The 13,657-nt window shown below is 46.0% G+C and carries 10 protein-coding genes and 1 pseudogene; 10 read left to right on the top strand and 1 reads right to left on the bottom strand.

From position 1 onward, the window contains the following. Positions 1-149: 149 nt before the first annotated feature. Entirely contained in the window at positions 150-3,719 is a 3,570-nt protein-coding gene (gene yhcR / locus EFK13_RS05240; RefSeq protein ID WP_487249736.1) for a sortase-dependent nonspecific endonuclease YhcR, read from the top strand. Further along, positions 3,716-4,313, top strand: a pseudogene (gene srtA, locus EFK13_RS05245) (sortase SrtA). The gene yhcR and the pseudogene srtA overlap by 4 nt, the downstream one beginning before the upstream one ends. 30 nt (positions 4,314-4,343) lie before the next feature. Here srtA and EFK13_RS05250 read toward each other — a convergent pair. Next, positions 4,344-5,252: an RluA family pseudouridine synthase gene (locus tag EFK13_RS05250; RefSeq protein ID WP_129506274.1), complete on the bottom strand. Its 909-nt coding sequence runs from the start codon at positions 5,250-5,252 to the stop codon at positions 4,344-4,346. Between the two features lie 110 nt (positions 5,253-5,362). On the opposite strand from EFK13_RS05250, the gene EFK13_RS05255 reads away from it, so the two are divergent. The 8 genes from EFK13_RS05255 (at position 5,363) to glpK (ending at position 13,528) form a co-directional block, all read left to right on the top strand. Then, positions 5,363-5,758, top strand: a complete 396-nt coding sequence (locus EFK13_RS05255; RefSeq protein WP_129506273.1) for a YhcU family protein — start codon at positions 5,363-5,365, stop codon at positions 5,756-5,758. 137 nt (positions 5,759-5,895) lie between these two features. Next, the gene (locus EFK13_RS05260; RefSeq protein ID WP_064813588.1) at positions 5,896-6,318 is read left to right on the top strand and encodes a CBS domain-containing protein; all 423 of its coding nucleotides are present in this window, start codon (positions 5,896-5,898) and stop codon (positions 6,316-6,318) included. 125 nt (positions 6,319-6,443) lie between these two features. Continuing rightward, on the top strand, positions 6,444-7,106 hold the full coding sequence (locus EFK13_RS05265; RefSeq protein ID WP_129506272.1) for an HAD family hydrolase: 663 nt from the start codon (positions 6,444-6,446) through the stop codon (positions 7,104-7,106). 15 nt (positions 7,107-7,121) lie between these two features. Further along, positions 7,122-8,663 carry a bifunctional GNAT family N-acetyltransferase/carbon-nitrogen hydrolase family protein gene (locus EFK13_RS05270; RefSeq protein WP_129506271.1) on the top strand — a complete coding sequence of 514 codons (1,542 nt, stop codon included), beginning with the start codon at positions 7,122-7,124 and terminating at the stop codon, positions 8,661-8,663. A 395-nt stretch (positions 8,664-9,058) separates the two neighbouring features. Then, positions 9,059-10,411: an aspartate aminotransferase family protein gene (locus EFK13_RS05275; protein WP_129506291.1), complete on the top strand. Its 1,353-nt coding sequence runs from the start codon at positions 9,059-9,061 to the stop codon at positions 10,409-10,411. A 30-nt stretch (positions 10,412-10,441) separates the two neighbouring features. Next, on the top strand, positions 10,442-11,017 hold the full coding sequence (glpP, locus tag EFK13_RS05280) for a glycerol uptake operon antiterminator GlpP (RefSeq protein ID WP_129506270.1): 576 nt from the start codon (positions 10,442-10,444) through the stop codon (positions 11,015-11,017). 177 nt (positions 11,018-11,194) lie between these two features. After that, positions 11,195-12,019 (top strand): glycerol uptake facilitator protein GlpF, encoded by an 825-nt coding sequence (glpF, locus tag EFK13_RS05285; RefSeq protein ID WP_103746954.1) that lies wholly within the window; start codon positions 11,195-11,197, stop codon positions 12,017-12,019. A gap of 18 nt (positions 12,020-12,037) precedes the next feature. Continuing rightward, positions 12,038-13,528, top strand: a complete 1,491-nt coding sequence (gene glpK / locus EFK13_RS05290) for a glycerol kinase GlpK (protein ID WP_129506269.1) — start codon at positions 12,038-12,040, stop codon at positions 13,526-13,528. Positions 13,529-13,657 lie beyond the last annotated feature (129 nt).

Raw genomic sequence — 13,657 nt, forward strand, 5'->3', positions numbered from 1 at the left:
CGATTTCCTCCTTTTTTTTCAGATCAGCTGTATTTTGTGTCAGTCTGCCGCGTTTTATGCAGAAGCCTGAAAGGAATTATATGCTGCCTGTCGAAATGATAAGCAGACAAAGTCGTTGTCATAATGTGTATATTAAGGGAGGAAATATGATGAGGCGTATTCTGCATATTGTGCTGATCACGGTAATGGTGTTTTTGAATGTGATGTACACGTGTGAAACTGTAAAGGCAGCTGAACCGCAACAGCCGATATCGGTTGATAAGGCGATAGAGCAAAAAGAAGGACAGGCGCTTGTCGAAGGATATGCCGTCGGACAGGCTGTTTCCCCGCAACATTATAAGCTGACAAGTCCTTTTTCAAATGATTATAACGTCGCGCTGGCAGACAGTAAAAACGAGACATCGCCTAATCGCATCCTTCCTGTGCAAATCCCCTCCGCCTTCAGAAGTCAATTTGGACTGCAAACCAATCCGCTTCTTCTTGGAAAAAAGATAACTGTTCAAGGACAGCTTGAAAATTACTTTAATACGACAGGGCTTAAGAACGTTCAGTCGATGAACGCGGCTGATGACACGAAAACTCCGCCGGCAGGACAGCCCGTCACAATACATGAAGCACGGGGACGGCTGAATGAAGAAGTAACGATAAAAGGGGTCGTCACTGCTGATCAAAGCGCGATCGGAGGCGGAAAGCTGTCGACCTTTATGCAGGATGGAACCGGGGGCATTAACATTTATTCGTCTGTACCTGGGCAATTTCCTGAATTAAAAGAAGGCATGGATATCACGGTGACAGGGAAAATCACGACATACCAAGGGTTGACAGAAATTATTCCAAATACATCAGGCATCAAAGTCCACCAGCCAAACCAATCGCTCCCCGCTCCTAAACTTTCAACAATCAATGAACTGGTTAACAGCAGTCTGGGTGATCAGCTTGAAGGCCGCCTTGTGACGCTAAAAGCGTTTGTTTCCTCAATTCCAAATTCACCTGCCGGCGGCGGTTACAATGTAACGATAATTGATGAAGACCACCTTGCCATAACGCTCAGGATTATGAATGAAACAGGAGTGATAGACGAACTTGATGAGGGCAAATGGTACGAATTTACCGGTGTGCTAAGCAGATATCAATCCTTTCAGCTGCTTCCGCGAAAATCATCCGACCTGAAGCTGCTTGAAAAGCAGCCCGCATCTCCGTCTGCAGAGGGGGAATATGAAGGTATTGTTGACCGGGTTGTTGACGGCGATACCATTCATCTCAAATCCCCGGTACTTGGAACGACAAAAATCCGGTTTGTAAATGTAGATACCCCTGAAACGTATCACACACCAAAAAATGAAGCGGACGAAAATCAATTGAAATTCGGCAAAAAAGCATCTGACTATCTAAAAACGGTTCTGTCTCCGGGAGATAAAATTACTGTTAAGGTCGGAAGTGAAGCCAAGGACAGCTATGGCAGACTTCTCGGGCAGGTCATAACCGAATCAGGTTCAAACGTAAACCTAGAGCTTGTGAAAAATGGCTATGCCCCAACGTATTTTATTTGGCCGGTTGACAACAAAGAGGATTACCAGCAGTTTCAGGCTGCCGTAGCCGTTGCGAAAAAAGAGCAAAAAGGAATTTGGAATGAAGAAGATCCTCTTATCGAAATGCCGTTTGAATTTAGAGCCAGAGAACAGGGAAAAGGCCTGACAAGATATGTGGGAGATTCGTCAAATAAAACGTATGTGCAGCCGGCTGACTGGCAGCAGGTAGCTGTGGAAAACAGAATTTTCTTCGCCTCAGCAAGTGAAGCTGAGAACGCAGGATATAAAAAGAGACAAATTGCACCGCAAGAAAATGTGCCGCTTAGAATTCTCAGCATGAATGATTTGCATGGCAAAATCGATCAGCAATATGAGCTGGATCTTGATGGCAACGGATCGGCAGACGGCACATTTGGACGCATGGACTATGCCGCCGCATATTTGAAAGAAAAAAAGGCCGAAAAGAAAAACACGCTGATTGTTCACGCGGGAGATATGATCGGAGGCAGCTCTCCAGTTTCATCTCTTCTTCAAGATGAACCGACTGTAGAATTGATGGAAGACATCGGATTTGATGTCGGAACCGTCGGCAATCACGAGTTCGATGAAGGTACGGATGAACTGCTGAGGATCTTAAAGGGCGGAGATCATCCGAATGGGACAAGCGGATATGATGGACAGAACTTCCCCCTTGTATGCGCCAATTGTAAAATGAAATCTACAGGAGAGCCCTTTTTGCCGGCATATGACATCATAAACGTAGAGGGCATACCCGTGGCTTTTATCGGTGTTGTTACACAGTCGGCGGCGGGCATGGTCATGCCTGACGGAATCAAAAATATCGAGTTTACAGATGAAGCAGCTGCGGTGAATGAGGCTGCCGCAGAGCTGAAGAAAAAAGGAGTAAAGGCCATAGCGGTTCTCGCACATATGTCAGCCGAACAAAATGGCACCGCGATTACCGGTGAATCTGCTGATCTTGCAAACAAAGCAGATTCTGAAATCGACGTCATTTTTGCAGCCCATAATCATAAGGTTGTTAACGGTGAAGTGAATGGAAAACTGATTGTTCAGGCGTCTGAATATGGAAAAGCGATGGGTGTTGTTGATGTAGAAATCGATAAAACGACAAAAGACATTGTCAAAAAGTCGGCGGAAATCGTATATGTCGATCAAAGTAAAATAGAACCGGATGCCAGCGCGTCAGCCATTTTACAGAAATACCAAACCCTTGCTGAACCGATTATCAGCGAGGTTGTCGGTGAAGCGGCCGTGGATATGGAAGGGGGGTATTCGAATGACGGTGATACGCCTCTTGGAAACCTGATTGCGGATGGCATGCGAGCGGCCATGAAAACAGATTTTGCTCTTATGAATGGCGGCGGTATACGTGAAACGCTGAAAAAGGGCCCCATTACGTGGGGAGATCTTTACAATATCCAGCCGTTCGGAAACGTGTTAACGAAGCTTGAGATTAAAGGAAAAGATTTAAGAGAGATTATTAATGCGCAAATCTCGCCGGTTTTTGGGCCTGACTACAGCATCAGCGGGTTTACGTATACGTGGGATAAAGAAACCGGAAAAGCTGTCGATATGAAATTGCCGGATGGCACCGAGATTCAGCCAGATGCCACATACACATTGACAGTCAACAATTTTATGGCGACTGCGACAGGTGCCAAATATCAGCCGATCGGATTGCTGGGGAAAAATCCGGTGACAGGACCTGAGGATTTGGACGCGACAGTTGAGTACGTGAAGAGCTTTGATAAACCGATTGCGTATACAAAAGAGGGAAGAATTAAGCTGGCTGAAGCCAGTGACATTGAAGACCCTGTAACAGAAGAGCCGGGAGACGACCCGGGAATGGAGCAGCCGGTTAAAGAGTACCCAGAGCCAAGAGAGGATCAGACTGATATAAAAGAGACTCCGGGCACTGGGCCGGTTCATCAGCTGCCGCCGTCAGCCATTTTGAGATTAGGCGAGATACCGAGGGGTGACAAAAATGCTGACACTGACGGCAAGATCAGCACATTGCCTATACAAAAGGAGACTGCGGAAAGCGGATCTGATCATCAGCTGCCGAATACATCAGCGGGCTACTATAACTTTATGGTAATCGGTGCGGCAGGGGCATTGTCGGGAACTTATCTATATGTCAGAAGAAAAAGGAGCGCCTCCAGAACGTGAAAAAGGTTATTCCACTCATCATCATTGCGGCCGGGCTTATGATCACAGGCTATGGGGGCCTTCAATTGATTGATACGAATATGAAGACCGAACAGACACTAAAAGAAGCAAAACTGGCGGCTGAAAAACCGCAGAAAGCTTCTGGTACGAAACAGAGGCGCAGATCAGGCGAAGAACAAAGCATCATTTAAGCCAGAAACCGGACAAGCGAGCGGCATTTTGGAAATACCGAAAATCAATGCAGAGCTACCGATCGTGGAGGGCACCGATGCTGATGATTTAGAAAAAGGCGTCGGGCATTACAAGGACAGCTATTATCCTGATGAAAACGGGCAAATTGTGCTGTCGGGACACCGGGATACCGTGTTTCGCCGGACGGGAGAACTGGAAAAGGGGGACCGGCTTCGTATTCTCTTGTCATACGGAGATTTCACATATGAAATTGTAAAAACAAAAATTGTCGATAAGGATGACACTTCCATTATTACGCTCCAGCATGAAAAGGAAGAGCTCATTCTGACGACCTGCTATCCGTTTTCATATGTCGGCAATGCCCCGAAGCGCTATATTATATACGGAAAACGAATCACTTAAAAAGCCGCAGGCTATTTCTGCGGCTTTTCTTCATGAAAAATATGTGCGGCAAAGGCTTTCAATATCAACTGGGAAAGGCGCTTCTGCAACAATCAGCTCGCCTGTTATAGGATGAACCGCTTGAACCTTTTTGGCGTGGAGCGCCTGCCTGTTTATCAGCTTGTTCCCGCCTCCGTAAAGCGAGTCTCCTGTCAGCGGATGGCCGATGCTCGCCATATGAACACGGATTTGATGTGTTCTGCCTGTTTCCAGCTCTAATTCAACGAGTGACAGCCGCTCTTTCGCATTGCTGGCAATCACCTTGAAATGAGTGACGGCTGCTTGTCCGCCGGGTGAAACCCGGCGTCTAGTCGGGTGTGATCTGTCTCTGCCGATCGGTGAATCAATTGTCCCTTTTTTTGTCTTTAGCTTTCCTTCAGCGATGGCGGTATACGTACGCTTCAGCGTCTTTTTCTCTAACTGCTGATCCAGGATGGCGTGTGCCAAACGATGCTTGGCAAAAACGATTGCGCCAGATGTATCCTGATCAAGACGATGGACGTGGCGCACCTTGCATGTTTCACCATTCACCTGATAATGGTATGCGATCAAATTAGCCAGTGTGCCGGTTTGGCCTTCTTCATTCGGGTGTGTGGCTATACCCGCAGGTTTGTTGACGATGAGCATGTGATTGTCTTCAAATAAAATATCAAGCTCTCCATACTCAGGTATGAGGGAGGATTCTTCACTTTCCTGAAGATCAATGAACACGCGGTCTCCCTTTTGTACGATCACATTATTGATAACGGCTTCGTGATTAACCTTTATCTGATGATGGGACATCCAGTCTTGAATAACGGGTTTAGAGGCTTTGAGCGCTGTTTTCAGTACAGCAAACAGCCATTGGCCAACCTGTTTGTCATTGATGAGGAGCTCAAGTCCTCTGCCTTTTTGTTTCATGTCAAATGGCTCCTTTTCGCAGCGGAAGGCCGTTGTTTCTCATAGGAAACACTTACCTTAGCTTTCGTGTTTTTTTCTGTGCTATTCTTGAGTAAGACTTAGGATATTCGATGGCAAGAAAGGTGATTGACGTGAGAATTGTGAACGCAGCAACTGCAGAACAGGAGAGCTTTATCAAGGAGCTGTCAATGGAGCTGATCCATGATGTGTTTCCTCTTTATTTCTCCGAACTGGACATTCAGCGCTTTAAAAAGAAAGGCGTTCTGTCTTTAAATAACCATTATTACCAAGGAACATTAAAAGAAGCATTTCAAATTATGGCTTGTCTGCAAATGATACATATTATCCTGACAAAGCCTTCGCTGCACTCTGATTTGGGTGATCAGGCGATGTTTGAAAAAAACAGCAAGATGCTGAATGATTTTGGGATTTATTTTCCATTTGCTTTTTCTGACTTTCAAACGAAGACAAACAAAGCCTTTTTCGGTCACAGAAGGCTGATATAATCAGGCAGCAAGAGCTTTTCCATTTTCAGAAAAGCTCTTCTTTGCATCAGAGAAATCATATCATAAAATCTTTCCTCTAACTCCCTTTTTAATCGGCGCGTGGCTGAACATACTAATGATTGAAAGGGGTGCTGACAATGGGTTCAGTAAAAAATACAATGACAACGCAGGTGGCAACCGTTTCTCCGAATCAAACGATTCAGGAAGCGGCTTCTCTCATGAAACAGCATAACGTCGGGGCAATCCCCGTGGTAGAGCAAGGTGTTTTAAAAGGAATGCTGACTGACCGTGACATTGCATTAAGAACTACAGCTCAGGGCCGAGATGGCCAGACACCCGTTTCAGAAGTGATGTCAACAGACCTCGTATCGGGAAATCCTAATATGAGCCTGGAAGACGCGTCACAGCTGATGGCCCAGCACCAAATCCGCCGCCTTCCTATTGTAGATCAAAACAATCTAGTCGGGATCGTTGCGCTTGGAGACCTGGCAGTCAATCAGATGTCGAACGAGTCTGCGGGAGAAGCGCTGACAAACATTTCTCATCAAAACATTCATTAATACGAAAGAGCTTGCGATGTGCAGGCTCTTTCTTCACATAAACCTTACTTTTTGAAAGCAGGCATGTTTCGGGGTATAGTGAGTGTATACATATGTCTCAATTTGGACTAAAGGAGTTGTACGCAGTGATTAAAGCGTTAATTTTTGATTTTGACGGACTGATTCTGGATACAGAAACACACGAATATGAAGTCCTTCAGGAAATATTTGAGGAGCACGGCTCTGTCCTGCCGCTGTCTGTTTGGGGAAAGGTTATCGGAACAGCCGCAGGATTTCGGCCTTTTGAATATTTAGAAGAGCAGATCGGTAAAAAGCTAAACCATGAACAGCTGACAAAATTGAGAAGAGAACGGTTTGCGAAACGCATGGAAACCGAAAAAGCGCGGCCGGGTGTTGAAGCGTATTTGAATGCGGCAAAGGATTTAGGCTTAAAAGTAGGCCTCGCCTCCAGCTCTGATTATAAATGGGTGTCAGGCCATTTGAAGCAAATCGGCCTGTTTGATGATTTTGAGGTCATTCAAACCGCGGATGATGTGGAAGAGGTAAAGCCGAATCCTGAACTGTATTTATTGGCGGCAAAGAACCTTGGCGTATCGCCATCGGAATGTCTCGCGTTTGAGGATTCTGTCAATGGATCGGTTGCTGCGAAAAGAGCAGGCATGAAGTGTGTCATTGTCCCGAATAAAGTAACGGGCACCTTGATGTTTGAGGACTTTGATCACAGACTTGAATCAATGGCGGAGATGGAGCTCGCCCTATTGCTTGATCATCTGAACTCACAAAACTAGAAAGGAGCGAGTAGATTGTCTGAGAAATTAGATTTGACCCGTTTTGAAAAGAAAATGGTCATCCGCAATATCGAAGAAAAAGATATCGACAAGATTATCGATCTTCAAAAGGACTGCTTTCCGGGAATGGAGCCTTGGAAGCGGGAGCATTTAATCAGCCATTTGGAGCACTTTCCCGAAGGGCAGTTTTGTGCAGAATTCGAAGGTGAAATTATCGGTTCGTGCTCAAGTCTCCTGATTAATTTTGATGAATATGATGACCGCCACACGTGGCAGGACATTACAGATGACGGTTATATCACCAACCATAATCCGGATGGCTTGAATATGTACGGAATAGAGGTCATGGTGCATCCGAAATACAGACGAATGAAAATCGGTCACCGTTTGTACGAAGCGAGGAAGGACTTGGCCAGACGCTTAAACCTGAAAAGCATCATCATAGGCGGACGAATTCCGAACTATCACAAATATGCAGAAGAAATGACGGCGAGAGCGTATGTTGAACAGGTGACACGCCACCAAATTTACGATCCGGTCCTTTCTTTTCAGCTGATGAACGGCTTTACCCTTATGCGGATCAACCCGAATTATCTCCCGGATGATACAGCTTCCATCAAGTATGCGACGCTGATGGAATGGAATAATGTCGATTATCTTCCGCAGCAGACAAAACGCTATTATAAATCGGCGTTTCCTGTGAGAATTTGTGTAATTCAATACGAAATGAAGAAAATTTATTCCTTTGAGGAATTTGCCAATCAAGTAGAATACTATGTCGATGTCGCTTCTGACGCGAGATCTGATTTTGCGGTGTTCCCGGAAATTTTCACAACCCAGCTCATGTCTTTCCTTGAGGAAAGGTCGCCGAGCTTGGCGGTACAGAGAATTACCGAGTATACAGAAGACTACATCAGCCTGTTTACTGATTTGGCCGTGAAGTACAACGTCAACATTATCGGCGGATCTCATTTTGTCGAAGAGGAAGGCAAGATCTATAATATCGCTTACCTGTTCAGACGGGACGGAACGATTGAAAAGCAATATAAACTCCATATTACACCGAATGAACGCAAATGGTGGGGAATCAGCGCCGGAGACCAGGTTCGCGTGTTTGATACGGACTGCGGAAAAATCGCGATTCAAATCTGTTATGACATTGAATTTCCTGAGCTTGCCCGAATTGCCGCGGATAAAGGCGCAAAAATCATTTTTACGCCGTTTTGTACAGAAGACCGCCAAGGCTATTTGCGTGTCAGATACTGTTCGCAGGCAAGAGCGGTTGAAAATCAGATTTATACGGTCATCTCGGGGACGGTTGGAAACCTTCCGCAAACGGAAAATATGGATATCCAATACGCACAGTCAGGCATTTTTGCACCATCTGATTTTGAATTCGCCAGAGACGGCATTGTCGGCGAAACAAACCCGAATATCGAAATGGTCGTCATCGGCGATGTTGACTTGGAAATTCTCAGAAGACAGCGCCAAAACGGTACAGTGCGCCAGCTAAAAGACAGACGGCGTGATATTTATCATATTCAATATAAAAAATAAACTGAAAAAACCCGCCTGAATTGGCGGGTTTTTTTAAACAAAGGCGGAATTGTTTAGGTGCTTTCTTTAAAATAAAAGTAAATTGTATAGTGGAGGTGCCTTATGGAGTTTCTGTATTTTCACCATTTCCTATATCATACAGAAAACGGCTAGGCTTCACATTGCTATTGCAATGGCTGTCCAAGTTGTTTCGAGCACGATGCTGAGCATTTTCACCTTGCCTGTTCTGCTTTGGATGCTGCATCCTCTTTAGGATGGATGTTTATTATTTTCGGGGTTTATTGACTCTAAACCCCGTCTGGCTTTATATTGAAGGCAGGGAAATCATCACCAAGACATCACATAAAGAGAAGGTCTGTTTCAGTTGAATTGGCACTTTAGTGAACGCTAATGAAATGGAGATGATGGGGATGGAAAACATTCAGCAAAATCAGGGATTAAAGCAAAAAGATGAGCAATTTGTGTGGCATGCCATGAAGGGAGCGCATCAAGCGGACAGCCTGATTGCCCAAAAGGCTGAAGGGGCCTGGGTGACCGACATAGACGGACGCCGCTATTTGGATGCGATGTCCGGTTTGTGGTGCGTCAATATTGGTTACGGCAGAAAGGAGCTTGCGGAAGCTGCCTACGAGCAATTAAAGGAGCTGCCTTACTATCCATTAACGCAAAGTCACGTATCGGCGATTCAACTGGCGGAAAAGCTGAATGAATGGCTTGGCGGCGATTATGTGATCTTTTTTTCCAACAGCGGTTCGGAAGCAAACGAAACTGCTTTTAAAATCGCCCGCCAGTACCATCTGCAAAACGGCGACCACAGCCGTTATAAATTCATCTCAAGATACAGGGCATACCACGGCAACACATTGGGAGCGCTCTCAGCAACCGGACAGGCGCAGCGGAAATATAAATACGAGCCTTTAAGCCAGGGGTTCCTGCATGCAGCTCCGCCAGATGTATACCGGAACCCTGAGGATGCCGACACGCTTGAAAGCGCAAATGAAATCGACCGCATCATGACATGGGAATTAAGCGAAACGATTGCCGGAGTCATCATGGAGCCCATCATTACAGGCGGAGGCATCTTAATGCCGCCGGACGGTTATATGAAGAAGGTGGAGGACATTTGCCGGCGCCACGGCGCTCTTTTGATTTGCGATGAAGTCATCTGCGGTTTTGGACGGACAGGCGAGCCGTTCGGATTTATGCATTACGGCGTGAAGCCGGATATCATTACGATGGCAAAGGGAATCACAAGCGCGTATCTGCCGTTGTCAGCGACTGCTGTGAAGCGGGACATTTTCGAAGCGTATCAGGGGGAAGCGCCTTACGACCGCTTCCGCCACGTGAACACATTCGGCGGAAGCCCGGCTGCATGTGCACTGGCGTTGAAAAACCTGCAAATTATGGAGGACGAACAGCTGATTCAGCGATCCCGCGACCTTGGAGCAGCGCTTTTAGGTGAGCTTCAAGCCTTAAGAGAACACGCGGCAGTCGGAGATGTTAGAGGAAAAGGGCTTTTGATCGGAATCGAGCTCGTCAAAGATAAATTGACAAAAGAGCCGGCTGATGCCGACAAAGTAAACCAAGTGGTTGCGGCATGCAAAGAAAAAGGGCTGATCATCGGCAAAAACGGAGATACAGTCGCCGGCTACAACAATGTCATCCAGCTCGCACCGCCATTTTGCCTGACAGAAGAGGACCTTTCCTTTATCGTGAAAACGGTGAAAGATAGCTTTCAGATGATTTAATATAAAAGTGATTGATTAAAGGAGCACACGATGAGTTTTCACAATCAGCCCATTCTACCGGCTATTCGAAATATGAAGCAATTTGATGAGTTTTTAAACAGTTCATTTTCCTACGGCGTTATTCTTGATATTCATCTCGGCCAGCTGAAAGGCGTGATCAGAGAGGCGCAAAAGCATGGAAAGAACATGATGGTGCACGTTGATCTTATCCAAGGGATCAAGCATGATGAATACGGAGCAGAGTTTATTTGCCAGGACATCAAGCCCGCCGGGATTATTTCAACAAGATCGAACGTGATTGCCAAAGCGAAGCAGAAGAAAATTTATGCGATTCAGCGCCTGTTTCTGCTTGATACCAGCGCGATGGAGAAAAGCATGGAGTTTGTCGGCAAGCATAAGCCTGACTTCATTGAAGTGCTGCCCGGCATCGTTCCGTCACTTATTCAAGAAATAAAAGAGAAAACGGGGATTCCCATCTTTGCCGGCGGTTTCATCCGTACGGAAGAGGATGTAGAACAGGCCTTGAAAGCGGGGGCTGTTGCTGTCACAACATCTAATACCAAATTATGGAAAAAATATGAAAACTTTTTGACGGGAAATGATTGACACCGCTTTCATCCGCTGATACAATTGCACTAGGTTAATACATTGTGATGGAGAACTCGGAGACCACAGCAGCTCTTTACGGTAAATGTCTATGCACCCGTAAAGCGGTTTGTTGTGGTTTTTTTATACTCTTCTTCTCTATCATACTTTTAATCGTGACTTTAGGAGGAATGTGCTATGACAGCATTTTGGGGAGAAGTCATCGGTACGATGCTGCTCATCATTTTTGGGGCAGGTGTTTGTGCGGGTGTCAATTTAAAGAAATCGCTTTCATTCCAGTCTGGCTGGATTGTTATTGTATTTGGATGGGGATTGGGTGTTGCCATGGCGGCTTATGCGGTTGGCGGCATCAGCGGAGCCCATTTGAACCCGGCGCTGACAATAGCGCTTGCATTTGTTGGAGATTTTCCGTGGAAAGAGGTTCCTGTTTATATTGCGGCGCAAATGATCGGTGCGATCATCGGTGCGGTGATTATCTATCTGCATTATCTGCCGCATTGGAAGTCAACGGATGATCCCGCTGCCAAGCTCGGTGTTTTCTCAACAGGGCCGAGCATCCCGCATACTTTTGGAAACGTTTTAAGTGAAGTGATCGGGACATTTGTACTTGTGCTTGGCATCTTGGCCATTGGGGCAAATCAGTTTACAGAAGGGCTTAATCCTTTAATCGTCGGTTTTCTTATTGTGGCGATCGGTATCTCTCTTGGGGGCACCACCGGCTATGCGATTAATCCGGCCCGCGATTTAGGTCCGCGAATTGCACACGCTTTTCTGCCGATTCCGGGGAAAGGTTCGTCAAACTGGAAATACGCATGGGTTCCGGTAGCCGGTCCGATTTTAGGCGGCTCGTTCGGCGGCGTATTTTACAACGCCGCATTTAAAGGGCAGATCACAAGCAGTTTCTGGATTGTAAGCGTTATATTGGTTGTGGTATTGTTAGGGCTCTATATCTATACAAAATCACATTCAGCTAAAACATTATCAAATTCAAAATATATGTAATCAAAGGGGAGACATCTTATGGAAACGTACATTTTATCCTTAGATCAGGGGACGACAAGTTCAAGAGCGATTCTGTTTAATAAAGAAGGCAAAATCGTTCACTCCGCGCAAAAGGAATTTACACAATACTTCCCGCATCCAGGATGGGTTGAGCATAATGCCAATGAAATTTGGGGCTCTGTCCTCGCTGTTATCGCATCAGTCATTTCAGAATCTGGAATCAGCGCTTCTCAAATTGCCGGCATCGGTATCACGAACCAGCGTGAGACGGCGGTTGTGTGGGATAAGGATACAGGAAAGCCTGTCTATCATGCGATCGTTTGGCAGTCTAGACAGACGTCTGGCATCTGTGAGGAGCTTCGTGAAAAAGGATATAATGATCTTTTCAGGGAAAAAACGGGGCTGTTAATCGATCCGTATTTCTCCGGCACGAAGGTGAAGTGGATTTTAGACAATGTGGAAGGCGCGAGAGAAAAAGCGGAAAAAGGCGAGCTGCTGTTTGGAACGATTGATACATGGCTCATTTGGAAAATGTCAGGCGGAAAAGCGCATGTGACGGATTACTCCAATGCATCCAGAACGCTGATGTTTAATATTTATGATTTAAAATGGGACGATGAGCTTCTCGACATTTTAGATGTACCGAAATCCATGCTGCCCGAGGTGAAGCCGTCTTCCCACGTGTATGCGGAAACGATTGATTATCACTTCTTCGGAAAAAATATTCCGATTGCGGGAGCGGCAGGCGACCAGCAGTCCGCACTGTTCGGCCAGGCGTGCTTTGAAGAAGGCATGGGGAAAAACACGTACGGTACAGGATGTTTCATGCTGATGAATACCGGGGAAAAAGCAATTAAGTCCGAACACGGGCTTTTGACGACAATCGCATGGGGCATTGACGGAAAAGTTGAATATGCTTTAGAAGGAAGTATTTTTGTCGCAGGCTCCGCCATCCAATGGCTCAGAGACGGATTGAGAATGTTTCAGGATTCCGCACTTAGCGAATCTTATGCGGAGAAAGTGGATTCAACTGACGGCGTATATGTTGTTCCCGCATTTGTCGGCTTGGGAACGCCTTACTGGGACAGCGACGTGCGCGGTTCGGTTTTCGGCCTGACAAGAGGCACAACAAAAGAGCATTTTATCCGTGCGACACTGGAGTCATTGGCTTATCAGACAAAAGATGTGCTTGACGCGATGGAAGCTGATTCAAACATTTCACTAAAGACGCTTCGTGTAGACGGAGGTGCCGTGAAAAATAATTTTCTGATGCAGTTCCAGGGAGATCTTCTGGATGTGCCTGTGGAGCGTCCGGAAATTAATGAAACAACTGCGCTTGGCGCGGCCTATTTGGCAGGTATCGCTGTGGGATTCTGGAAGGACCGTTCTGAAATCGCGAACCAGTGGAATCTGGATAAACGGTTTGAACCTGAATTAGAAGAAGAAAAACGAAATGAGCTGTATAAAGGCTGGCAAAAAGCCGTGAAAGCAGCTATGGCTTTTAAATAGAATGAGAGTATGATATACTGATGACAAGTTAATAAGAACGGTCCTGAGATGAGGAGAGACCACAGCACCAAAGTGTAACCATGCACTTTGGCTGTTGTGGTCTCTTTTTCTATTTACCGTGACAACAAG

Source organism: Bacillus cabrialesii, assembly GCF_004124315.2.
Taxonomy (GTDB): Bacteria; Bacillota; Bacilli; order Bacillales; family Bacillaceae; genus Bacillus; species Bacillus cabrialesii.